The 24,533-nt window shown below is 69.6% G+C and carries 16 protein-coding genes; 8 read left to right on the plus strand and 8 right to left on the minus strand.

Annotated features, from left to right (window positions below; genetic code table 11):
• Window positions 1-205 precede the first annotated feature (205 nt).
• A complete protein-coding gene (locus ACTWJ8_RS33990) occupies window positions 206-646 on the plus strand; it encodes an SsgA family sporulation/cell division regulator (RefSeq protein WP_443261376.1) in 441 nt (146 codons plus the stop codon).
• Between the two features lie 18 nt (window positions 647-664).
• Here the strand turns inward: ACTWJ8_RS33990 and ACTWJ8_RS33995 are convergent, their stop codons facing one another.
• The 5 genes from ACTWJ8_RS33995 to ACTWJ8_RS34015 all read right to left on the minus strand — a co-directional run bounded on the left by ACTWJ8_RS33995 (window position 665) and on the right by ACTWJ8_RS34015 (window position 4,415).
• On the minus strand, window positions 665-1,120 hold the full coding sequence (locus ACTWJ8_RS33995; protein WP_443261377.1) for a VOC family protein: 456 nt from the start codon (window positions 1,118-1,120) through the stop codon (window positions 665-667).
• A gap of 639 nt (window positions 1,121-1,759) precedes the next feature.
• A complete protein-coding gene (locus tag ACTWJ8_RS34000) occupies window positions 1,760-2,671 on the minus strand; it encodes a pentapeptide repeat-containing protein (protein WP_443261378.1) in 912 nt (303 codons plus the stop codon).
• A 44-nt stretch (window positions 2,672-2,715) separates the two neighbouring features.
• Window positions 2,716-2,916, minus strand: a complete 201-nt coding sequence (locus tag ACTWJ8_RS34005) for a hypothetical protein (protein WP_443261379.1) — start codon at window positions 2,914-2,916, stop codon at window positions 2,716-2,718.
• A gap of 37 nt (window positions 2,917-2,953) precedes the next feature.
• Entirely contained in the window at window positions 2,954-3,721 is a 768-nt protein-coding gene (locus ACTWJ8_RS34010; protein ID WP_443261380.1) for a hypothetical protein, read from the minus strand.
• A 406-nt stretch (window positions 3,722-4,127) separates the two neighbouring features.
• A complete protein-coding gene (locus tag ACTWJ8_RS34015) occupies window positions 4,128-4,415 on the minus strand; it encodes a hypothetical protein (RefSeq protein ID WP_443261381.1) in 288 nt (95 codons plus the stop codon).
• A gap of 266 nt (window positions 4,416-4,681) precedes the next feature.
• Here ACTWJ8_RS34015 and ACTWJ8_RS34020 point away from each other — a divergent pair, with 266 nt between their 5' ends.
• From ACTWJ8_RS34020 to ACTWJ8_RS34050, 7 genes are all read left to right on the plus strand, one after another.
• Window positions 4,682-5,197 carry a winged helix-turn-helix domain-containing protein gene (locus tag ACTWJ8_RS34020; protein ID WP_443261382.1) on the plus strand — a complete coding sequence of 172 codons (516 nt, stop codon included), beginning with the start codon at window positions 4,682-4,684 and terminating at the stop codon, window positions 5,195-5,197.
• Window positions 5,194-5,769 carry a transposase gene (locus ACTWJ8_RS34025; RefSeq protein WP_443261383.1) on the plus strand — a complete coding sequence of 192 codons (576 nt, stop codon included), beginning with the start codon at window positions 5,194-5,196 and terminating at the stop codon, window positions 5,767-5,769. Before ACTWJ8_RS34020 ends, ACTWJ8_RS34025 begins: the two co-directional genes overlap by 4 nt.
• A gap of 369 nt (window positions 5,770-6,138) precedes the next feature.
• Window positions 6,139-7,098 (plus strand): LamG-like jellyroll fold domain-containing protein, encoded by a 960-nt coding sequence (locus tag ACTWJ8_RS34030; protein WP_443261384.1) that lies wholly within the window; start codon window positions 6,139-6,141, stop codon window positions 7,096-7,098.
• A gap of 62 nt (window positions 7,099-7,160) precedes the next feature.
• On the plus strand, window positions 7,161-9,356 hold the full coding sequence (locus tag ACTWJ8_RS34035) for a PQQ-dependent sugar dehydrogenase (RefSeq protein WP_443261385.1): 2,196 nt from the start codon (window positions 7,161-7,163) through the stop codon (window positions 9,354-9,356).
• A 151-nt stretch (window positions 9,357-9,507) separates the two neighbouring features.
• Entirely contained in the window at window positions 9,508-11,493 is a 1,986-nt protein-coding gene (locus ACTWJ8_RS34040; RefSeq protein ID WP_443261386.1) for an ATP-binding protein, read from the plus strand.
• 57 nt (window positions 11,494-11,550) lie between these two features.
• Window positions 11,551-12,873 carry an SUKH-4 family immunity protein gene (locus ACTWJ8_RS34045; RefSeq protein ID WP_443261387.1) on the plus strand — a complete coding sequence of 441 codons (1,323 nt, stop codon included), beginning with the start codon at window positions 11,551-11,553 and terminating at the stop codon, window positions 12,871-12,873.
• Between the two features lie 68 nt (window positions 12,874-12,941).
• Complete coding sequence (locus ACTWJ8_RS34050; RefSeq protein ID WP_443261388.1) at window positions 12,942-15,098, plus strand: hypothetical protein; 2,157 nt, start codon at window positions 12,942-12,944, stop codon at window positions 15,096-15,098.
• Window positions 15,099-15,147: 49 nt separating this feature from the next.
• Here ACTWJ8_RS34050 and ACTWJ8_RS34055 read toward each other — a convergent pair whose 3' ends face one another.
• The 3 genes from ACTWJ8_RS34055 to ACTWJ8_RS34065 are packed head-to-tail and all read right to left on the minus strand — an operon-like array spanning window position 15,148 to window position 24,530.
• Window positions 15,148-17,340, minus strand: coding sequence for an SUKH-4 family immunity protein (locus ACTWJ8_RS34055; protein ID WP_443261389.1), 2,193 nt, complete (start codon window positions 17,338-17,340; stop codon window positions 15,148-15,150).
• 30 nt (window positions 17,341-17,370) lie between these two features.
• The gene (locus ACTWJ8_RS34060; RefSeq protein WP_356373418.1) at window positions 17,371-17,646 is read right to left on the minus strand and encodes a DUF6406 domain-containing protein; all 276 of its coding nucleotides are present in this window, start codon (window positions 17,644-17,646) and stop codon (window positions 17,371-17,373) included.
• On the minus strand, window positions 17,643-24,530 hold the full coding sequence (locus ACTWJ8_RS34065; RefSeq protein WP_443265081.1) for a toxin glutamine deamidase domain-containing protein: 6,888 nt from the start codon (window positions 24,528-24,530) through the stop codon (window positions 17,643-17,645). The genes ACTWJ8_RS34060 and ACTWJ8_RS34065 overlap by 4 nt, the downstream gene beginning before the upstream one ends.
• Between the last annotated feature and the right edge of the window lie 3 nt (window positions 24,531-24,533).

Raw genomic sequence — 24,533 nt, forward strand, 5'->3', positions numbered from 1 at the left:
GGCATCGGCGGGGCTCTGCTCTGCCCGACTGCGGATCGGGAGAGGAGAATGAGAAGGAGTTTGAAACCGTAATTCACAAATGTCTGATTACGGGAGGGGTGAGTGGCGCAGGTCACAACGACCTTTTTCGGAAACGCCGTAATGACGTGGCCCGCCGCCGCGTCGAACGGGCATCTGGAACATGCAGCGCAGAAAGGGACCTGCCATGCCGACCACGCTGCCCGTCACGTTCGAACAGCCCGCCCGCGCCCGGCTCGTCACGTCCGAGGGCGAGGGCCCCGAACGCAACGTCACCGTCACCCTCCGCTACAAGTCCACCGACCCGCTCGCCCTCCAGGTGGTGTTCCCCGCGGAGGCCACCCTCTCCGGTGCCGAGGTGACATGGGCCTTCGCCCGCGCGCTCCTCGACGACGGCCTGCGCGTGCCGACCGGGACCGGGGACGTCCACGTGTGGCCGTGCGGCCGCGCCCGCACCGTCATCGAGCTGCACTCGCCGGAGGGCATGGCGGTGCTGCAGTTCGACACGTCGGCCCTGCGGCGTTTCCTGCTGCGTACGTACGCGCTGGTGGCGGCGGGCCAGGAGGACGTGGAGGGCGTCGTCGACCGCGCCCTCGCGGAGCTCTTCGGCCCCGACCTCGAAGCTTGACCCCGTCCCTTCTTCTCCTCAGCCCCGGTCGCCCTCGTCGATGACGGGCATGACGGCACCACCTGGATGCCACCGGTCGAGGAAGGGCCCCTGCCTCTCGACGTCGACGAGTTCGATCCGCGCGCCGATGCTGTCCACCTGGTGGTACGCGAACGGCCGGCCATAGGGACAGCCGGAGAAGTCCACGGGCAGCCCCTCCGCCTCCAAGCGGCGGGAACCCTCCTGTACGTCACTCGTCCAGAAGCCGATGTGATCGAACCGGGCCCCGCCCGACGCGTCCCACGGACTGCCCGGCGACCCCTCGATCAACTCGATGAACGGCGGCCCACCGGTCGTGAACACGATTCGGTACTCCCACTCCCCGAGCCGATCGCCCGCGGGCTCACTCCACTCGACCCCGGCCGAACGCCGAAAGTCCCGCATCGCCCGCTCGAGGTCGGGGACGGCGAAGCACACATGGTAGAAGGCGGTCATCCACCCATGATCGAGCACAACCCGCGCTTCCGTGACGGCTTGTGCCCGACCGGCGGGCCAGTGCGACGACTGGGCAACAAGCGGTGGCCGGGGCGTGATTCACCCCGTGCGGCCCCCATAAGATGACGTCGTACGGTCAACACGACGTGACGGTGCCGGACGGACCCAGACCCCAGAGCAGGCCAGTGTCACCTGTGAGCCCCACCCGTACATCGGGGGGGGCGCAATGCCGCGCTGCGCGTGCTCGCGGCTGCTCACCGGGTTCCTGATGCTGTGCGACCCGGAGTACCGCAAGGGGCTCGACCTCGACGCGTTCGATCCGGCGACCGTGCCGCCGGACCTGCCCGCGCCCGCGGTGCCCAGCGTCGCGGGGCTGACGGCGGCGCAGACTCTGTGGCTGCTCGCCGACCACTACGGACTGTCCGCGACCCGCGCCGCCGACATCTACCCCGAGCTGGGGCAACTCGCCGCGTCCGGGCGGCTGGTGACGATCGTGGTGCCGGACGTCGACCGGGCAGGGGCTGCGGTCGCCAACCCCTCCTGGACGCGTTCGACGTATTCGGGCTTGAACGCTACGGATGACGGCCGGGGCAGGGTTTGGCGTTCACACCCCTGTCCGTGGCCACCTGCACTGCTCGATCATTCCGGCTGTCCATTGGCTGGCGGGACCGAGTTGTCGCCTGCGGCGCGATCTGGACCGTTCCCCCTCTGGAGCTTGGCCCTGATACGGCGGATGAACCGGGTGGCTTCCTCTTCGGTGATCTCGACGTGGTCGTCCTCGTTGTGGCCCAGTTCGTGGCGGCGCAGGTACTCCGTCGGTTCCCAGCGCAGGTTGCGGGTGAAGGCCTCGTCGCTGAGGGCCCTTCCGGCTCGGCGTCGGCGGACGATGCCAGCGGGACGCTCGCGCGGGAATTCGTGGTCCACGCGGGCGTAGTAGGTGACGGTGCCGGCAGGGGAGTTGAGCACGCTGACCGACGCCCCGCGACCGTTCAGCCACAACTCAAATTCCAGTCCGGCGAGTTCACGTTCCGTATCGCCTTGAGCGAGCCGGGCCGGACCGCGAATCTCACCGGTGAGGCCGGCGACGACGGTGCTCTCGTCGACGGCGACATTGAGTGTCACGTCGTGCGCGGATACACCGGTGAGGTCGGCGCCGAGCAGGGACACCTCCTGGAGGGAGGCCCCGTCGAACACCGCATGACGGAAACAAGCCGATCGTGCATCCACCTTCCAGAGCGCCGCGCTGCCGAGATCGGCGCGCGTGAGGTCGGCGCCCCGCAGCCGTGTGTCACGGAAGTCGGCCTTCACCAGCGACGCCCCGGTGAGGTCTGCGTGATCGAGTATGGCATCGGCACTCTGGGCCCGATACAGGTCCGCTTCCACGAGCTTGGCGGCGGTGAGGTCGGTGTCGAAGAGAGTCGCCAGCGCGAGGTCGGCCCCCGACAGATCGGCCCCGGACAGATCGAGTTGAGAGGCGTCCAACGTCGTATCGTCATCGCTCGCCTCACACCAGGCCAGCAGCGCCGCCGCGCCCGCCGGATCGCGCGGCATGACCCGCACCGTTCTGCTCACATCACGGGTACCAGACAATGCGCTCACTCCAGCTGTTCTCTTCGCGGGAGCGTCCGTGTCACCAGGCGTTCCGCCTCGGACGAGCGTCGGGCGTCGTGGTGGTCCTCCAGGGCGAGGAAGGCGAGGTGACCGCCACGCCCGCCCTCACGCCACCACGTGCCGATGCGGTCGGCGGCCTCCCCTTCGGGGATCGCGGCGGAGGTGTCGGTGGACGGCTCGGGCACTGTGTCTCTCCCCGGTTCGTGTCGGCCAGTCCCGGACTCAGGAGGAACGGGACTGCCTGTACTTCTGAATCACCCGGTCGATGAAGGCCGCCGCTTCGATCTCAGAGATTTCCACGTGGTCGGTGTCATTGTGTCCCAGCGCGTACAGGTCGAAATAGTCGGTGGGTTCCCAGCGCAGGTTCCGGCTGAAGGCCTCGTCGTGCGTGACGGGCTCCCTCCCGACCGCCCGACGTCGTATCAGCCCCATCGGCCGCTCCCTCGGGAACCTCTCCTCGACCACCGCGAAGTACGTGACTTTCCCCTTCGCGTCGGAATCCAGGGCGTCGAGCGTCGCTGGGCCCACGGTCAGGAACGGCGGAGCGGCGATGGCCGTGTCGAGGCCCCAGCGGGGCAGGCTCACGCCGTTGAGGTCGATGGCTTGATCGACGTAGAAGCCGCCCCCGCGTTCGTACATGAGCAGCAAGGGCTCGTACGGTTCGGGGAGGTCGGGCAGGTCCGTGCGCCCCTGACGACGCAACTCCGTCCAGCGGACCGCGCCCGTCACGGTTCGCTCGACCGAGTTCGGCCCGATCCCGCCGCGCAGGAACGCGTCGAGGTCGCTCGCGATGTCTAGGGGCAACTGCACGCAAGGGACGATGTGTTCAGCGATGTCGAAGAACGGCCAGACGCTCTCCGCACCGTAGTGACGGGCCCACAGGGCGGACCGGCGCAAGTACTCGCGCATCAGCAGGGCGCGCGACCGCGAGTGGTCGAACGCCACTGTCCAGTCGTCCCAGTCGATGGCTCGCAGGCGGCGGAGAATCAACTTACTTTCCAGGAGGTGTGGGGGTGTTGGTGTCCTCGGGGAAGGCCCTGTATGTCTGGAGGGGGTTGCCTCGCCTGTCCCACTTGCGGCCGCACACGCCTATGCCGCGATCGGAATAGAAGGTGCGCCTGGCCAAGTGGCCATTGCGGTGCCATGAACGCCACTCGCCAACGTGCGCTCCCAGACGGAGGGTTTCCTCTGCCTTCAAGGACCCGTCAGGCCACCGACGGCGGTACGGGCAGGAGGACACACCGTCGACGTACGTCTGGAGTTGGATCAGCCGCCCCTCCTTGTCGTGCGATACGACCTCACCCGTATAGGGCTTGCCCTCGTAGCGCACGATCACGTTGTCGTCCTCTGTGCACGTGTCTGCCCTGTCGACTCGCATCGTCAATCCGTGTACCACCTACTCGGGTGGCATCGGCTGGGCGGCGCCGTTCTCGAAAAGGTACCGGTACATGTCCCGCAGGTAGGAGTACAGGACCTCGTCGCTCTCGAACTCGATGTCGGTGATTCTCTCGTAATCGGCCGTCGAGAGCGGGCGATCCCGGAGCACGGTCGCCAAACCCTCCCGCACGCGTTCGACGTATTCGGGATTGAACACGTACAGAGTCGGGCGAAGCGTTCCGCTGGTGTCGTAGGCCTGGTCGTAGTCGAGGTAGACCTTGATGAACTTCTCGAGTTCCGTGTTCACGGATGATCCTTGCTGTCGGCGGTCGTGGGGAACTCGTCGCCCACGCGAGCGTAGTAGGTGACGGTGCCGGCAGGGGAGTTGAGCACGCTGACGGACGACCCGCGGCCGTTCGGGCGCAACTCCAGTGTGCGGCCCGTGAGTTCGCTTTCCGCGTTGCCATCCCATGGGTGGGCAGGGCCACGAATCTCGCCGGTGAGGTCGGTGTCTACTGAGCTTTTCGTTAGTTCCGTGGGTGCAGGGGCGTCGGCGGTGTGAGCATGTTGGGGGTGTCTTCCGAGTCGCAGGCTGTTGTTTCCGACGTCTCTGTTCCGCCGCTGACACGGCCGCAGTTGGCCGAGGCCCGGCGGGTGCGCGCGGCCGAGTTGTTCGAACTGGGGCGTTCTACCTCCGAGGTGGCACGGACCGTGGGGATGCACCCCGAGAGCGTGCGCCGGTGGAGACGCCAGTGGGAGCAGGGTGGGGCTGATGCGCTGCGGCGGCGGACGGCCACCGGCCGGCCGCCCAAGCTGGACGATGCCCAAGTCGAGCTGGTGCGGGCCGCATTGGAGCAGGGCGCCAAGGCGCACGGGTTCGAGGCGGATCTGTGGACCCTGGAACGGGTCGGCGTGGTGGTGGAGCGGATCACCGAGGTGACGTTGTCCCGGGCCTCGGTGTGGCGGCTACTGACCGGACGCATGGGGTGGAGCCTGCAGCGGCCCAGACGTCAGGCCGTCGAGCGGGACGAGTCCGAGATCGCCCGATGGGCCGCCCAGGAGTGGCCACGCATCAAAAAGGGGCGGTGAAGAAACGTGCCTGGCTCGTCTTCTTCGACGAATCGGGTGTCTCGCTGCTTCCCCAGGTCCGCCGCACCTACGCACCCCGCGGGCACACCCCCGTGCTTCGACACCGGCTGAACTGGAAACGCGCCGGGATGGCCGCCGCGCTCGGCTACCACGCCACCGACCCCGAACGCGGCCCCAGGCTGTGCTTCCACCTCAAGCCCGGCAGCTACAACACCACATCCCTGATCGATGTGCTGGAACACATCAAAACCTTCTACGCCGGCGAGTCGGTGGTGCTGGTATGGGACGGACTGTCGGCCCACTGGAGCCGGGCCATGCGGGCCTGGGCGGCCGAACAGGACTGGCTAACCTTGGAGCGGCTGCCGGCCTACGCCCCCGAACTCAACCCGGTGGAACTGCTGTGGTCGGCCATCAAAACCCGCGAGCTGGCCAACCTCGCCGGCGACCACCTCGCCGATGTTGCCGACGCGGCCGAACGCGGCATCCACCGGATCTGCTCCAACAACCAGCTCCCGTGGTCCTTCCTCACCCACACCGGCCTAACAATCCATCACGAACCACCACGGAACTAACGAAAAGCTCAATAAGAACGTCGCCGGCGCGGGTCGGACCCCGACAGATCGGCGCTGAGCAGGCCGAGCTGAGAGGCGTTCAGCGTCGTATCGTCGCCGCTCGCCCCGCACCAGGCTAGTAGCGCCGAGCCGCCCGGCATGACCCCGCCGCCCATCGTGTCCTGATGCGCGCCGCGCGCGTCAAGGGTGGCCGCGCTTTCGGTACTCGTTTCGACAACGTTGTCCAAACCCTTGTCGCCCGCCCACGATGTTTGTACGTTGCACCAGGCATCACGTAGGAAGCGCTTTCACCGCTTGCTCCCGGGAGGGGACATGGCGCCTCGCACAGTCACGTCGTCACGCCGAAGCAGACCCTTGAGAGTCAGATCTTTGCCCCTCGCGACGGCCGCCGGAGCCGCACTGCTCGCTGCCGCGCTCCTCACCCCGCCCGCCGGGGCAGCCTCCGCGCCGGGCGCCGATTCCCCGGCCGCCGGGACAGGTATCCGGGAAAGCCTGGTCGCGGGCTACAACTTCGAGCATCCGGACCCCGTCGACCCCGCGCGTGAACGTGACATCGGACCTTCCGGCACCACCTTGTCGCTCGTCAACGGCGGCGCGGCGATGCGCGTGCGCGACGACGCCGATCCGCGGCGCGGCCACGTCCTTCAGACCCGGCAGGTCGCCCCGGACGTCGCGGGCAACGACGACTGGAAGGCCGGTGTGTACGACCCGGACGGCGCGGCCTCGCTGCACGCGTTCAACGGGGCGCGCCAGGCCACCGTCATGGGCTGGTTCCGCACCACGGGGCCGAACCCGAGCCCGAATTCGGGTTCGGCCGACCCCGACGACCGCTACAACGCCATCGGGCTCTCGGGCCTCCTCACCGGCGACTCGAACGGGCACGACGTCCGGGCTCTCCTCGAACTCATCGACGTAAAGGGTGAGTTGCGGCTGGTCGCCCTGGGGCGTCGCGTGGACGGGTCCGCGTCCCAGACGTTCGCTGCCGACGGTGACTGGCGTACGCACCTGCCCGACGGTCAGTGGGTCCACCTGGCCGCGACCTTCGACTTCGACACGGGCGAGATGGCGCTCTACCGCAACGGGCAGGCTCTGCCCGGAAGTTATGTGCGCGACGACGACCCGTGGGCGCTCGCCGGGGAGCCGGAGCCCGACCTTGCGTCGGCGACCGACCCGCGCGGAATCAAGATCGGCGGGAGCTTCCCGCAGAACACCCGCGAAGCCAACCCCTGCAACTGCCGCATGGACGACCTCCTGTTCCTCGACCGTGCCGCCACGCCGGGACAGGTCATGGCCGAGTACCGCCGCAGCGGCGGGCGCCCCGCGGCGTGAGCCCCCGGGACGTCCCCGCCGTCGAACGCACCTTCCGCGCGTCCCACCCGAAGGGAGCCCCCTTGTCTCCATCGGCCCCGCACGTCCTGCCCAGTAAGAGCCCGAGCCGCCCACGCGCTCGGCATCGTACGAGATCGCTCCTCGTCCAGCTCGTCACCGGCGCCCTGCTGACCGCCGCGCTCGCCGCGGCGCCGTTCGCCTCGTCGGCGAGCGCGGCCGAAGCGCCCATCGACGCCGCGTCCGCCGACGCCGCGTCCGCCACCGCAGTTACCGATCCCATTCCCGGAAAGCCCGTCACCTCCGGAATCGGCCTGGAGGTGAAGGAGTTCGCGCAGCTGCCGAAGTCGGAGCCGCGCCCGGGGCCCGTCGAGGACGAGCGGCTCATCCGGTACAACCGGATCAACTACCTGACGCCGTTCCCCGACGGCTCGAACCGCCTCGCCGTCGCGGACCAGAACGGCATGTTCTACTCCCTGAACAAGGACGGCTCGGGGCAGCGCCCCTACCTGGACCTGTACAAGGAGTTCTCCTCGGCCTACTACGCCAGCCGCGGCCTCGGCACCGGCTTCGGCTACGTCACCTTCGACCCGGACTTCCGGCACAACGGCCGCTTCTACACCGTCCACACCGAGAAGCCCGAACTGACCGACGCCAAGCCGGACTTCAACCAGCCGAGCGGCAACGGCTTCCACGGCATCGTCACCGAGTGGACCGCCGACGACCCGAGCGCCCCCACCTTCTCCGGCACTCACCGCGAACTGCTCCGCATCGGCTTCAACGGCCAGGTCCACGGCATCCAGCAGATCGACTTCGACCCGACCGCCAGGCCCGGCGACGCCGACTACGGGCTCCTCTACATCGCGGTCGGCGACGGCGGAAAGGGCAACACCACCGGCGACCCGCAGAACCGCGCCCTCCCGCACGGAAAGCTCCTGCGCATCGACCCGCGCGGCCACGACAGCGCGAACGGCGAGTACGGCATCCCGGCCACCAACCCGTTCGTCGGCGAGCCCGGCACCCTCGGCGAGATCTACGCGATCGGCATGCGCGACCCGCACCGCTTCAGCTGGGACACCCGCGGCAGCCACCGCATGTTCCTCTCGCACGTCGGCGAGCACGCCATCGAGTCCGTCTACGAGGTGAAGGCCGGCGACAACTACGGCTGGAGCGAACGCGAGGGCGCCTTCGTCTTCGACAAGAAGGCCACCGACCCCTGCGCCAAGATCCTCCCGCTGCCCGAGGACGACGCGAAGTACGGCTACACCTATCCCGTCGCCGCCTACGACCACGACCCGCCGGCCGACTGGAACTGCAAGTCCGATGTCGGCGTCGGCATCTCCGGCGGCTACGTCTACCGGGGCCACGACCTGCACGGGCTCCAGGGCAAGTACATCTTCGGCGACATCGTCGACGGCAGGCTCCTCTACTCCGACGCCGCCGACATGCGCCGCGCCAAGCCCGGCAGCGAGCAGCGCCTGGCGCAGCTCTACAGCCTGATGGTCTACGACGCGCAGTCCGGCAAGCGGGTCACCATGCAGCAACTCGCCGGTGACAAGCGCGTCGACCTGCGGTTCGGACAGGACGCGGACGGCGAGCTGTACATCCTCTCCAAGGCCAACGGCAAGATCTGGAAGGTGACGGGGACCCGCACGTTCGCGCGTTGCGACACGAGCGGGACCACCCTCACCGATGTCATGTCCGAGGAGAACTGGGCGCCCGTCACACCCTCCAAGTGGCAGTTCAAGGACGGCGAGGCCGTGATGACGGAGCCGGGCGCCGAACGCCCGGGCCCCCGCCGCCCCTACGAGTACGCGGTCCTCACCGCGGGTCCCGCCTACCGCAACGTCCGCATCGACGCCCAAGTTCGCATCGACACCCCGACCGACATCGACAACCGGGACGTCATCGTCGTCTTCGGCCACGAGTCCGACACCCGCTTCGGCTACGCACACCTCTCCCAGGACAACACCATCTACCCGCACAACGGCGTCTTCACGGTCGACGACGCCGACCGCCTGCGCGTGGAGGACCAGTGGAACGGCACCACCGGCGCCCCACCCGCGATCAGCGACATGGCCTGGCACCGTGTCACGGTGGTCCGCTGCGGTGACACCGGCGAAACGGCCGTCTACATGGACGGCTCGCGCCACCCCCTGATGACCGCGGTCTCCACCCGCCCCGGCGACGGCCGCGTCGGCTTCGGCTCGTTCGACAACGTCGGCCGGATCCGCGACCTGAAGGTGTCCGGGAATTCGTAGCGAAAGTGTGGGGGCGGCCGGCGACAACTGATCGCCTGCCGCTCTCACTGTCATGTGGTCCCGCAACAGCCCCCCGTGTCGCACCCATAGGATGAACCCGTACGGTCAACTCTCTTTGACGGTGCCGGACGGACAGGACAACGGGGGAACGATGACCAGCCCGATCAAGGCCCCAGAGCAGGCCCAGGCAAACTATGAACCCCACCCGTACATCGGGGGACGCAACGCGGCGCTGCGCGTGCTCGCCGCGTGGCGCATGGAGTGGCCCGGTGCGCCCAGGGTCGTGATCCTCACCGGGAGCCCGGGTACCGGGTGTTCGCGGCTGCTCACGGGATTTCTCATGCTGTGCGACCCGGAGTACCGCGAGCGGCTCGACCTGGACGCCTTCGATCCGGCGACCGTGCCACCGGATCTGCCGGCGCCCGCCGTGCCGAGCGTCGCCGGCCTTACGGCGGCTCAGACGCTGTGGCTGCTCGCCGACCACTACGGACTGTCCGTGACCCGCACGGCCGACATCTTCCCCGAGCTCGGTCGGCTCGCCGCTTCGGGCCGCCCGGTGACGATCGTGGTGCCGGACGTGGACAGGGCCGGGCCCGTACGGGGAGCCGGTGAACCCGGGCGCCTGGTCCGGGACGTCCTCAAGCCGCTCGCCGCCGTCGAGTCCCTGCGTCTGCTCGTCGACGTGCCCCGCGAGTTCGCCGCCGAAATCGCGGACAGCCTGCCGACGGGCACGGCCCGGATCATCGACCTCGACGCGCCCGAGTGGGCCGACCCGGAGGGGCTCGTGTTGCAGGCCGACGCGCTGCTCGACCCTCGGTTCGGCGCTCCTGAGCTGCCGTTCACGAGCGATCCCGCCGCTCGGCGTTCCCTCGCCGAGTCGATCGCGCGGCGCGCGGGCGACGGCGCGGGCAGCCGTCTGACGGCCCACCTCGCCGTACAGTCGATCCTGACGCACCCCGACGGCTTCGACCCTGGCGCCGATGACCAACTCCCGGGCAGTATCGCCGAAGCCGTCGACCTGCACGCCCAGCGGCTCGGCGCCCACCCTCGCACCCTTCGGCAGATCCTCGCGCCCCTCGCTCTCGCCGAGGGCGACGGCCTGCCCGTACCACTGCTGACGCCGCTCGCCTCCGCCGTCGCCGGACGGGACATGAGCGACGACATGGCGCGCGGCATGCGACTCGCCGCCCCCTTCATCCGCCCGGTCGAAAGGGCCGACGATGCCCTCCCGGAGAACGAGCGGACACTGGTGGCCTTGCACCACCCCGGTATCGCAGAGGCCGTCCGGGAGGGCATTCCGGACGTGCCGGGCGCTCAGGCACGGATCGCCATGGAGCTGCTTGAGGCCGTCCCCGACCAGGACTGGGCCAAGGCAGGGGAGTACGTGCGCGATCGCATCGCGGGGCACACCTTGGAGGCCGGTCTGCTGCCCCGGCTCCTCACCGACCCCAACCTGTTCGCGCAGGCCGACCCGGTGCTGCTGCGCGCCGCGGTCGACGCCCTGCCCGCCGGGCAGTTGGACGCGCCGGCGCGCACATATCTGCGGACGGCGCCGCTGCTGACCCGTACCCAGGCACCGGCCGTGCTGCGTGCGGCGCTGCTGGAGACCGCGTTCGTCGAGGACGCGCTGCCGGACTACGCGGAGGTGCTGCGCCGCTCGCTGCCCGAACTGCCCTGGCACACCTTGTGGAGTGTGCCGGTCGCCGGGGTGGAAGGCGTGACCGTCGGCACGGTCGACGGCGTCGGTGAGCAGGTGCGCGTCCCGGTCGCCGTCAGTGCGGTGCCCCACGGCACACCCGGTTCACGGCCGTCGAGGGCTGACGATCCCCAGGCGCCCGCCGTGGTGGTGCACGACCTCGCCACCGGGGCCGTCGTCGACGCGGATCCGGCCGGTGTGCGGCGCCCTTCGGAGGAGGAACGTGCCGCGGGGCCGCTCGGGTACAGCCGTGGCGCCGACTACGTGCGCGTATGGCGACGTGCCGAGACGAACGGTGAGGAGCAGCTGGTCACCCTGTTCGTCTCCGCAACGCCCTTCACGGGAACCGACCTCTCTCCCTCGGGCATCCTTCTCGTTGCCACGGAGAACGGTGTGAAGGCGCTGCAGATCCGCCCGGAGCGCCCCGACACGACGGCCTGACGGACTCAGGTCTCCCGAAGCCCGGACGACAACACGTATCGCGAAGACTCGAAGGGAATGCCCGTGATCAGCCAGGAGCAGGCGCTCGCGACCGCAGAGGCGTGGCTCAACCCCGAGGGGCAGCCGCGCCGAGAGGTGCGGATTCAGGAGTTCGACCTGGGCTGGGTGGTGTGGGCGGCGCCCCCGCCGCTCGAGCGCGACCCGGTCACGGGCAAGCGTCGTCCGCCGGCCACGTTCGGACACTCCTGCGGAGTCGTCGACCGCCGCACCGGCGAGCTGAGCACCTGGCCGTCCGTGCCGGTCGAAGAGGTCGTCCGGATGTACCGGCAGAAGCACGGAGGCGGTGAAGAGGCGGAGCCTCCCGCGCAGCCACCCGTCACCGGGCCGGGCAACACCGCGGTCTTCACCTACATCGACCCGGCCACCGGGGAGGAGACGAGCCTCGCCAAGAACTCGGCGCCCGGTGAGCCGCATGCCGAGTACCAGGCAGTGGTGGAACTCGACGCCCTCGGTGTCCCGCCGCGGAACGTGATCGCGATCCACACCGACCTCAGCCCCAGCCTGCTTCCCGGCGGCTACCCGGGCCTGCTGCTCGAACGCAACTTCCGTTTCGCCACGTTCACCTGCCTCCACGAGTACGGGATTCGGGGCGAGGAGCGCGCCGAGGCCGTCGCCGCGCTGGTCGAGCACGTCGAAGAGACCCACCGCATCGCCGGGCAGGAGCCACCGCCGCGGCCGCACCGGGCCGCGCTGCCGTCCGACGTGGAACCGGCCGAAGCGCTGCGCGACGTCGCTCTGGGGCGCGTGCTCACGGATGCCGTGGGAGCCGAGGACGTACGCCGTTACGACGCCGATGACGTGGCGGGCACGCCCCTTCCGGAGTCCGCCAGGAACACGCTGATCTGGGCCGGGCTCCCCGACGTTCCGTTCTTCTTCACGCCCGAGTCCCCGGAGACGCCGCTTCCGGGCGGCCTGTTCGGCAACGCCGCCGCCCATTTGCGCGCGACCGGCTCCGGGGCAGGGGCCGACGCCTTGACGTTCCTGGAGAACCACGTCCGGATCGGAACCGACGGCGTCGCGCTGATCACCGTCCAGTGCACGGAGTCCGACCTCGACGGCGAGCCGGTCGGGCAGGTCTGGGCCGTCACACCGGAGAACGGCGCGGGGCGCCGCGTCAACGCCTCGGTGGCCGCGTTCGCCCGCTCCCTCGCCCTCCTGGACACCACGCGTACGGGGATGACCGCGCTCGACCCGGTCATGGCGGGCGCCGCCGTGGCCGGCCTCCAGGAGCAGCTCGTCGCCATCGACGCCTCGGCCCTGGACGATCCGCGGAACTGGTGGTCCGTGATCGTCGAGCAGATGTGGCACGGGCTGTTCTGAGCAGTACGCAGGTGCAGAGGAGTTCGTCGAGTCGGGGGAAGCACGGGAGCATGCTCGGACGTTGTGAAGTGGACGGCTACACCGCGGAGTTGGGCGACGACCTCAGGTTCGTCTTCCGGAACCCACGCGGCAGGGCGCTTCAGCAGGTACCCGACTGGCTCTTGGACAGCGCGGGCGTGCGCCGTCTGTACCGGCTGCGACGGGGTGTGAGGGGGCATCGCGAGCGCGCGAGCGCGCAGGCCGGGGCATGGGCCGCCGCGCACACGCCCGTACCGGCGGCTCTCGCCGAGTCCGATGCCGTGTGGCGCGATGCGCTCGCCGATGCGGGAGTCGAGCTGCTGTCGACCCGACCCGCGCCGTGTGCCGACGAGGACGACGACGGGACTCCGACGCTGACCGCGCGGTCGTACGTCCACCCCGAGGGCCCCACCATGACGCTGCTCATGGAGCCCACACCCTTCGTACGTCATTGGGACGCGCTCCTGGCGTCGAAGGAGGAGTGGGAGCTGACGGGCACGTTCGACACCGGAATCCCGGCGAAGGCTCCCACGGCGGACGCCCAGGACGAGGCACGTGAACTTCCGTTCATGGAGCGGCTCATGAAGGCGTACCCCGGCCAGGAACAGGAGGCCCTGGAGGCGGCCTACGCATTCGGCTGGAGCTTCTGGGGCAGCCCGAGCCTCTACAAGTCCATCCTGGACGACAAGCTGGAGGACCTGGCCGGGACGGCACCCCGATTCCTGCCCGCCGTCCTCGACGAACTCGCCGACATGTGCCTGAACGAGGGCGGGAAGCACACGGAGTTCGCCACCGGGTACTTCACGCGTGCACGGAACGCCGAACGCGAGCAGCACACCAAGCCCGACGAGCGATGGCTCGACTCCCGCTACGTCGCCTTCGCGGACCACAGAGCGCTGGCCGTCGGTGCCGTACGGGCGCGTGCCAAGGAACTGGCCCCCAAGGGCGCGGCGGTCTCGCCCGACCGGCTGCGGAGCTTCCGCGAGCTGCTGGTGCGACGCGTGCACACGCCTGCGGACCTGTATCCGGGCATGGCCGCCGACCTGCGCAGGGTGGCCCGCGCGGCGAAGACGGATCCCGAGTCCGAAGTCGCGACCCTGCTCGAGGACATCGTGCCGAAGACCGGGCTGTGTGCGGGCGACGTGCACAAGTTCTGGGCCGATGCGCTGAAGGGAAAGGCCCTGGCGCTGTTGGTGGAGCGACGCCCGGAGACGGTGCACGACGTGCTGCGGCTGATGCCCCGCGACGTGGCCGACGCACAGGAATGGCAGTCGCTGCTCCGGCGGAGCGGGGCCGTGGACCTGCTCATGGACGAGCGCGCGGGGCTTCCCGCAGGTGAGGCCGAGCGCCTGCTGTACGACTGGCTCGCGGGCGAACCGCTGGGGCAGGCGCGCACCGAGGAGCTGTACGACGTGGCGGTGAGCCTGGCCCCGCGCCTGGCCGCAGACGCCGTTCCGGTGCGCCTGCCGTACCGGGACCCGGCGCCGGGGTGGTTCGCGCCCTTGCCGCTCGACCTGGCGGACGAACTCATGGAACTCGGCGTCCCGTTGGCGGACCCGCCACGGGGTCTCGGCGTTCCTGGGGCCTGCCACCTGCTCGTCCACCGACGCCCGCACCTGACCCGTCTCCACGCCGACCCGCGCTTCGCGCGCGAGCTGCGCAACGCCCTGGACATCGAACTGGAAGGCGTGGCGGTCCAGCGCGGAGGAGACCCGTACCGCCACGTCTACCTCCCGCACGAGACCGCACCTCACGGCAGTTGGCCGTACACCCCCGGTGTCTGCCGCACGGAAGCGGGCCAGGAGGCTCTGCGCGTCTGGCTGGACCGCCAACGCGCACGCCTGCGCGCGGGACTCGACCTGAACGGGCTCGTGTGCGTGATGGTCCCCTTCGTGCACATCGGCGGGGCCGTCGACGAACTGCTGCAGGACGATGCCGCCGCACGCGATTTCGCGGCCGTGGATGTCGTCGCTCTGGTCCTCGCCGACCTCCCCTGCGAAGCAGACCGGGAGTCGGTCGAGACACTGATGGCCACGATGCGCCCGGCGAACCTGACCCGCTGGCCCGTTCCGACCCTGCGCACCTGGATCGACGGGGCCCTGCCCGAGCTCACCGACCAGCAGATCGCACGGGCCTGGGAGACCCTCCAGACCGGTGTCAACTGCCAGGAGGGGCTGAGGCGCTTGGTCGGAAGGCTCTCGGGGTGACACGTCCGGACTGCTCGGCAGGCGGTCCGCGAGCTCTCCGTGGCCCGAGTCACGCGTTGTGGAGTGCGTACGCCCAGGCCGGCTGTCGGCTGCCCTCCTCGTCGACCTCTGCCAGGGCTCCCTCGACCCAGTAGGGGATCTGGTCCCGTTCGGAACTGATCGGGGGAGTGGTCTCCCGCGATCGCAGTCCGGTGACGAACAGCGCGACCATGGTGAGGAAGCCTTCGAGGCTGTGCGCGACCGGAAGGCCCGCGAGGTGGTCCTCGCCGGGCTTCGTGGGGACACGCAAGATGTCTCCGGTGGGTCCGTCGATGACGAGCCTGCCGCCCATCCACTTGCCGAACTGGAAGAACGGGCCGGTTTCGGGGACGGGGTCGAACTCCTCGGGCCAGGAGGGGAGTTCGTCCAGCGTTCCCATGCCCCAGCCGCCGTAGGGAAAGATCCCCATGGCCCCCTCGTTCATGTAGGGCAGTCCGAAGTCGAGCAGCAGCTCGCGCGAGGCCGGGTGCGTCAGCCCGTCCGGAAGGTCCTCCTGCGGGATGGGGCAGAGCAGGTCCTCACCGAAGAGGGCGATGATGTCCTCGGGACTCGGTGCCGGCCCGTCGACAGGGGAGCAGGGGCCCGCGTCCGCGTAGTCGCCGCTCAACAGCTGCAGTCGGGCGCCCCACTCGTCGATGTCCACGCCGCTCGCCGGTTCGACGGCGATGATCCCCAAGTCGCCCGCGAAGAACGCCACGTCTCCTACGGTCAGCGGCGCGCAGGGGAGCAGGAACGCACGGCGATCGCGTCGGGGAGACGACGGGGCGAACAGGTCCCGTACCTGTACGGGCAGGGTGGTGTCGCTCTCGGACGAGGCGGGCCAGGCGAGGTCCGCGAGGTGCGCCGGCGACATCTCGTCGTGTTCCCAGGGGCCCGCGGCCAGTTCTCCCGTCTCCGCGTCCCAGACCGAGACGTACAACTCCTGTTCCTCGAGCACGGTCCGCTGCTGCAGAGCGGCGATGGCGGGCCGGCCCTGCCACCGCACTTCCGTCAGGGCCACGAACCTCCCCGCCCGCAGGAACCGAGCGTCGTAGCCACCCGGCGGCCGCCAGTGCGCCCACTTCGCACGCCAGGGCAGGGTCACACCGGAGGCGGCGACCGCGGACGCGAAGTCCAGGTCGTCGCGTGAAAGCGCCATTAGGTGCAGCCACGCGGCCCACTCCGCCTGACGTCGGGGTGCGATTCCCCAGCCCCACAGGTGGAGTGCGTCGGCCGCTGCCGTGTTTCCGGGGACGAGGTAGGTGATGCTGCGCGCGGCGTCCATGAGCGCGGTCTGCGGCAGATTGGCGATGAGCCGCCCGTCTCGGAGCACCTCGTCGTACATCTCCGCCTGTACGGCGTGCATGGCAAGCCCCGCGGCCGCGTACAGGCCGACGGCACCGCGCCTGGCCCAACCTTCGGGGTGGCGGAGGTGGGGTGCCGAGCGCGTGAGCCAAGCGACCACATGCCGGTGAATACGCGTCAGTTCGGGGGAGTGGGCTTCCCGGCGCAGGGCCTCGGCCAGTCCCTCGTCGACGAAGGAAACGCCCAGCGGGCCGACCTGAAGTGTTCCGGACTCCTCCCGGGCGAACTCGGTGAGCTCGGCTTCGGGCACGGCTTCGCCGGTCAGCGCGGCCACGAGTTCGGCCCAGACGGGGAAGGGCACGATGCGCGGCTCGGCCAGCGCCAGGGCGCGCAGGACCGCCGATTCCGGCACCACCGTCGGCCCGTTGGCGGGCGTGGCTACGCGGAACACCGACTCGGGGGCGGCCCAGGTGGGCACCGAGCGAGGGACCACATGGGTCATCACGGCCAACTTGCCGCACGCCAACCGCCGAAGCACACGTGGCACCAGGCGCTGAGCCTCGAACGACCGCCGCGTCGGCCCGGCGCGGCGGGCGTTGACGATCAGCAGCAGCCGCTCCTCCGGCCATGACCTGAGAGCGGAACGCCAGCCCTCCCGCCCGCCCGCGGACGGGTCCACGCCGAGCGCCGTGAGGGCCTGCCTCATGACCTGCTCGGCGGTGAGGCCGGTGGCGTCGACGACAACACTGCCGGGCGTCCGCTCGTGCGTCTCCTGCACGAGGTCCGTGGCGTCGTGGCCGTCGGCAAGGGCGAGAAAGGCCACTTGACCGCCACGGCCACCCTCACGCCACCAGGCGCCGACATGGTGGGCGACCTCTTCCTCGGGGATTTCGGGGGTGCTGGTGGTTGGCTCGGACATGATCCTCCTGGTCGGGTACCGACGCCGACCTTACGTGTGCCCGGGAGACGTGAGGCGACGAAGTACCACGGTCCAGTCGTGGTGGCTCGGCCACCCCTCCAGGTCGGCCAGTTGCCATGTCTCGTTGCCCACGATGAACGTCTCCCCGACTTGGAGGACGTGCCTCTGCTCCTCTTCGGCGACACTCACGAGGCGAACCCTGACCGAGGAGCCGGGATCTCTGTAGATGTCGTTCACCGAGAACCTCACGTTCTCGGACTCTCGCTGGATCCCATGCCAGAGATAGATGATGTCGGCGCTGCTCACTGCCCATCCTTCAAAGTCGTGTATTGGTCGCGGCAGTATTTCATGAGCTCCTTGGCCGTCAGAGGGTCGGGTTGGTCGGAGTTGTGGGGATTGCGCAACTGGATCAGGCCCCTGTCGTCGACCGATACGATCTCGTAGACGTGTTCACTCCGAAGGTTCTTCTCCATTCTGTTCTCTACGCCTTCGCCCCTTTGCTGGGTGCCGATGAGGACCGGCCTGCCGCTGTCGAGGAGTTCCCGCAGATGATCCAGAACTTGTCTCTCTCGGGATCGGCCGTTCATGTCGTACTGCGTCGGGAACTCGTGGTTCTCCGTTGCGCGTCCCGTGATCTGAGCGAGCAGTTCGGCGCGTTCGCCCACGTTGGTCCCCCTGGTCAGACGGGAGTAGCCCGTCAGCAAATTCTTGTCGGAATCCCTGTTCTTGGCGAACAACAACTTGTTTTCACGGGTTTCTTCGTCCCAGAACTGGTCCAGGCCGGCGATGGCCTTCTCCATGATGGCCGGCCAGGCCACGCCCATTGCGTGGGCATTGGCGAAGACTGTCGAATGCGGGAAGTCGCTGTAAATGGGAAGTTCCGGGGTGACGCGCACGGTCAGAATGCGTCCGGTCGGAGCGAAGCCACCCGGGTTGCTTCGTGCCGCCTCGTGGAAGCGGACCTCATAGTTGCCGTCCTCCGTCTCGCGAATCATGTCTTGGAGGAGATCCGGATACCTGCTCGCGACGGCCCCCATGGTGGCGATGACGCCACAGTCGCCGATGGAGCCCTGTTGCGTCTGCTCACGCAACGGGGGCCCGTCGAACAGCGGCATGCGTGTTCCGTCGGGACGGTCCAGTGGCCTGCCGTAACTGTCGGGTTGGCGTTCCGGCAGCTTCGCCTCGTCGTAGAAGCTCGGATGGTCCACCTCAGTGGTGGACTCCGTGGGCTCGGCCGGAGCCGTCGGCATCATGGCCTGCCACACGCGCTGCAAGCGGCCCCGCTTGGCGGACTGCCTGTCGGGGGCGGGCGAGCTCTCGCGAGGCCCGTCGTCCAGCCGGCTCGAGCCGTCGTGTTCGCCCGGACCGCCGGACGCGGGGGCGGCGCGAGGGATGTCTCGCGTGCTCGCGGAGTCGAGGGTGCTCGCGACGTCCGCCGTAGGCGCAGGGGTGCTGTCGGTCCGACTCGTGTTCGATGTGCCTGCCGGACTGGCCGAAGGCCTGCGGGCCTCTCCAGGGCTCTGCGGACCCGCCTGGTGTTCCTGGATTGGAGGGCTGCTCTGGCCGGGGGCCGGAGGTGGCATCGAGGGCTGCCTCTGGGGAGCCAGGGTCTGCACCAACTCGTCGACGAAGTTGAGGTGCTCGTTGAACTCCGCGTCCTGGAGAGTCTGACTCGGCGTGCGGTAGTTCCGCATCGCGGTCCTGACTTGGGACGGTGTCAGGCCTTCTTCGTCGCGGAGCCTGTCCGGCTCGGCGGCCTTCAGGTCCTTGGCATCCGGGTCCGCTCGATATGTGGTGCCGTAGTAGACGGGAACTCGGTCCATCGCCTTGGACTCGTTGATCGTCCTACTGCAATTTGCATGGCCTGTGGGGTGATGGGAAACCTTGCCGTCCGGGCCGGTCTTCGTGCTGGTGGGCAGGCCACAAGGCTCACGCTCGGTGAAGAGACCCTTGATCTTGACCTGCGATTCGGGCGCCAGATTCGCATTGAGGTCGTCGATCCACTTGAGGATGTGTGACTCGGAGTGCGCCGGGGTGGCGCCGTCCACACCGGCGGGAACCGAGGAATCGACGATGAAATGACTCTCGTTGGTCTCCGGGTCGAAGACCTCGACAACCGCGTAGTTCTTGCCGGTGAGGTCGGGCGAATCCAACTCCGCTGCCTCGACCAGCCGCTTGATGTCCTCGATGCCCTGAGGGAGCGTCCCCTCCGGGAGCAGGGATTCCTCACGCCGCCAGGCGGCCGCTGATTCGTGGAACTGGCCGTCGCCGTATGCGTCGTTGTCCGTGGCCGGGCGAGGGTTCGAGCCCACCGCGTTATTGGCGTGGAAGGACTGGCTGATGCGGGCCATAGCGGCGATGGAGGCGTACCGCTCGCCATCGTTCATCTGCGACCAGGCGGGATCGAGATGGTTCCGGAGAGTGCTGTCGGTGAAGCTCGTCGACGGCATCGGGACGTTGCGATGCGCCTCCATCGCCGCCTTGTGGGCGGTCTCGGCCGGGCCGAGGATCTGCATGGCCTGGGCGAGCCGCTGCTCCGCCTCTACCCGCTTTTTGTGAGCCGCCTGCCTCGCCTCATCGGTCTTCGCGTTCTCCTCGGCTTTCTTCGCCCGGGTGCGTGCTGCCGTGGCGGCGGAGACTTCCTTCTGAGCCCTGTCGTAATCGTGCCGTGTGGCACGAACATGGCGTGCCGACTCCGCGTGTGCCTGGCGGCGATCGAGGGACTCGCGCAGCAGCTCCGACAAGGGCGACCGGGGCGGGGTGCCCGTGGGCTCGGCCCAGCGCCGCATCTGTGCCTGGACCGGGTCCAGGTCGATGCGACGGACATTGTGGGAGCCGCGAAGATCGCGCTGCGCCTGGTCGGGAGGGAGATTCGCGTGTTCCTGGTCCTTGGCCTCCGGGTCGGGAAGGCTCTGGTTGCGTTGTGCGCGCGTGGCCTCCGCGCCTTGGGCGCTGGAATCAGGGCTCGTTCCTGCGGGGCGCGCGGGTGTTGACGTGCTCTGGTCGTCGGGCTGAGGGGTGGTCGCGAGCGGACGACGGTTGGCGTCCAAGGGGATGGCGAAGACGCCGTTGTTGCCGCTGTGGAGCGGGGTGGTGCTGCTCTGGCCCGTCTGGGGGTCGGCGTAGACGATCTGGCCGTTGTGGTTGACGACGTTCCAGGCGTGGGCGCGGCCGTCGGCGTTCTGGGTGATGATCACGGCCTGCGAGCCGTGGCCCTCGTTGAGGAGCGTGGTCTCCAGATTGTCGTACGCGTCCCGGCCGTCGCCGAAGTCGTCGAACTCGGCGCCCAGGGTGCTCTCGATACGGTCGCGGCCACCCGGCTCGGGAGTGTCCGCCGGGGTGCCGTCCTCGTTCGGGCTGCGGCGGGCGGCGACCGTGGGGTTGCCGGCGTACGAATCCGCGAACGCGAGGGCTCCGTCGGCGCAGTTGACGTCGCGGCCGGAGTCGTCGGGGTTCTGGCCGCGGATGTCGTCGAGCCAGGAGCCCTCGCGCGGGTCGGGAGCACGCTGGAACGAGCCGTCCTCGTCGCGCGGGAATCGTTCCTGCTGAGCGCGGTTGTCGGCGTCCGTGGGGTCGTCGTAGCCGTCCGGGGGGCCGGAGGGGCGGGTCGCCGTGGAGGGCGTCGGTGTCTGTGCCGGCTCCGTCGAGTCCTGGTGCTGGTCGGTGCTGTCGTCCGGGGTCTGTGTGTCGTCGGTGCTGTCGGTGTCGGTGTCGGTGTCGGTGTCGGTGTCGACGTCGCTGTCGCTGTCGGGGGAGTCCTGGGAGTTCTGGGGATCCCGCGCGGGGTCAGAGTCCGGGCTGTCCTGCGTGTCCTTGTCTGCGGCTTCCGGCTCCTGCGGCGTGTCCGATTCCGGGGTCGTGGTGGGCTCGGATGCCTGGTCCTGGGACGGGTCGGACGACTGGGCTTCGGGCGTAGACGTGTCGGTGCCCGAGGTGTTGTTCGTCGTGTCCGGGGTGTTCTCCGTGGACGTCTGAGGCGTCGACGGCTGGAGGAAGTACGGGGTGATCGGGTTCCTGTTGGCGTCCAGCGGGGTGTAGAAGACGTCCTTGGCGCCCTGATGGATCGGGGTCTCGCTGACGACGCCCGTCTGTGGGTCGACGAAGAGGACCTGGCCGTTGTGGTTGACCGCGGCGAAGGCGTGGCCGCCACCGCCGGGCCAGTTGACGGCGATCATGGCGGCGGAGCCATGACCCGCCTGCGTCAGCTCGTGGGATATTCGCGCGTACGGGTTGGGGTGGTCGCTGCCCGCGTACGTACTCGGGGCGCCGGCCCAACGCTCCTGGTTCTCGACCGAGTTGCGCTCCGCCGAGAACCTGTTCAGGCTGCCGTCCGGATTGGTGTCCAGGGTGCGCGGAGCGGACACCGTCGGGCGGCCGAACCACGTCTCGAGGAACGAGCGGGTGCAGTCGGCGCAGTTGTTGGAGCGGCCGGGCACGCCGGGGCCGCCGTCGTTCTGGAGACCGGCCCAGTTTCCCTGCCGGGGGTCGGCGAACACCTGAGGAGTGCCGTCGGGGTTCCTCGGGTGGGCGTTCTCGAGGTCCTGCTGGTGGGCAGGGTCGGGGGTGGTCAGACCCTCGTGCGGGATGTTCAGGTCGCCGCGGATGTCCGACAGGTTGTCCGCCTGGGGCGGGGGCGCAGGTGCGGTGGGCTGCTGGTTCTGGTTCTGGTCCGGTGTCTGGGACTCGTCGGGCGTTTGGCTCTGGTCGGGCGTCTGGTTGTTGGCGTCCGGCTGTGGGGTGTTCGGCTGGTGGTTGTCCGCCTGGTGGCTGTCCGGCTGTTGGTTGTTCTGCGCCGGCATCCCCTGGTTGTTCGGCGTGGGCGTGGGGGACTGGGACGGTGACTGGGTGCCCGTCGGACGGTCGCCGCGCGGGGGCGTGGTCGGGCGGCTCGGCGTCTGCGTGCGCGGGCTCTCGCGGCGCGGCGGTGATGCCGGGCCGTTCTGGCCGTTGTCGCGGAACGGTGTCGTGGGCCGGGTGCCCGGCTGATCCGTACGCGGTGTCGTGGCGCTGGGCGTATTCGCCCGTGGCGTGGTCGTGGGGCCGCCCGCCGCCGGGGCCTGCGTCGGAATGGGGCCGGCCGTCGGGGGCGGCACGGCACCAGGGGTCGCAGTCGGGGGCGCCGCGGAGGACTGGGCCGCCTGCTGTGGGATGCCGGCGTCACCGGACTGGGCATGAGGGGCCGGGGGCGCAGCGGTGGCGGCACCACCCATGAGGCTGATGCCGTCCGGGTCGCTCGGATCGCTCGGGTCGTGCGGTGTCGGGGTGGCATGGGTGGGCGCGTGGCCCTGGCCGGGGCTTGCGTGCGAGGTGGGAGCGTTGCCGGGCATGGCGCCGCTCGGGATGCGGCCGCTGCCGGTGCCCTGGTTCTGGTTGTCGTTCGTGGTGCCGTCGCCGGAGTCGCCCGGCGTGGGGCCCTGGGCGTGCGCGGGCATGGTGGAGACCGAGTCGGGGTCGACCTGGTGCACACCGGGGTCGGGGGCCGGCGTCGGCGCGCTCTCGGGCGGAGTGGACGGCGTGGGCTCGGGACCGCGCTGGTCCGGGATCGACGCGCCCTGGCCCGGGTTTGGTGTGTCGGCCCCGTCCGGGCGGCCCGGGGCGGCACCCTCCGGAGTGGTGTCCGGTGTCGGGGACGTGCTGACATCCGGGGTTGGGCCCGCCGTTCCGCTGGGCGAAGGGTCGGAGGACAGGGACGGTTCGTTGCCCGGAGGCGTGCTCGGTGCGGGGGCAGGTGTGCTGTCCGGGCGGGCGTGGTCCGGGGTGTTGTCCGGAGCCGGCCCACCTTCGATGTCCGGCGTCGAGGCGGACGGCGTGGACGAGTCCGGAGCGGAGTTCGTAGAGGAACCTGGAGAGGAGTCCGGAGAGGAGCCCGGCGTGGACGAGTCGGGGCCGGACGAGTCCGGAGTGGAGGTGTCACCGCCCGACGGTTGACTGATGCTGTCCTGGTACGCCTGGGTGCCCACGTCGAACGGGCTCGGCGGGTCGGAGCCGCGGCTCGGCGCCGGCGAGGACGACGAGGTGTCGCCGCCGTCCGAGCCGCCACTCGGCGCCGTACCCGGAGAAGAGGAGGGAGAGCCCGACGCGGAGGTGTCCGCACCGCCACCCGACGGCGACGACGAGGACGTCGAGGACGAGGAACCACCGAAGTCCGGCGCCCTGCGCCCGGAGTCACCACCGCTCGAACTCGTCGAACTGCCGGAACCGGTGGAGGAGTCGCCCGCCCCCGAGCTCGACGGCCCACTGGATGAACTGCCGTCACCCGACGACGAGTTGCCGCCCGACGACGAACCCCCGGAACCCGACGACGAACCTCCGGCACTCGACGACGAACCACCGGAACCGGACGACGAGCCACCCGAGCTCGACGAGTCACCACTGCCGGAACTCGACGAACTGCCACTCCCGGAACTCGACGAGCCGTCGCCACCGGAGCTCGACGACGACCCGTCGCCACCGTCGTGCCCACCACCGGTCAACCCGCTTCGCGCCCCGTGCCCCGCGCGCGAGCCCGCGCCGTCACGCAGGGACTCGCCGAACGTGGACCCCGAGTTCTCCAGGGCGCTCTTGCCCTCTTCGTAACCCGCCTTGGCTGTGCGCCCCAGGTCGTAGCCCGACTGCTTGCCGAAGTTCTGCTCGACGGTCTGGGAGACGACGTCCGAGACCATCGCTTCGAGCGCGGAGACGAAGGGTTCCTTCGCGGTCTCCAGCACCGCCTGCAGGATCTGCTGGGCAACTTCCTTGAGGAGCTTCCGCAGGATCATGCGCGTGGCGGCGGCCGCGCCCATCGCGCCGATCTCCGACAGGCCCAGGGTGAACGGGGCGGCGGCCTGGGCCGCCGCGATTTCGACCGCGAGGATGACCAACTGCGCGATCACGGCGATCTTCAGCCCGATGATGAGCATCGCCGCGGCGTCCATGCAGATGGCGATCATCTCGGCGCCCTGCCGGGCGTCGTCCAGGTAGCCGGAACCGCCGGCGAACTTCTCCCAGGTCTTGTTGAACCCGTCGATGGAGTCGCCGGCGTTCTCCGCGAGCACGTTTCCGGCGGCGGTCAGGCCGCGTGACTGGAGGTCCGCCACGTCGGAGGCGAACTGGCGCCAGGTGTTGGCGCACTCCATCATCTTGTCTTCGTCGCCTGTGGGCCAGTCGAAGCCACACATCTCGAGAAGCCACTCAAGCCCGTTGGGCAGCATCAA

Source organism: Streptomyces sp. SDT5-1 (genome assembly GCF_052245995.1).
Lineage (GTDB): Bacteria > Actinomycetota > Actinomycetes > Streptomycetales > Streptomycetaceae > Streptomyces.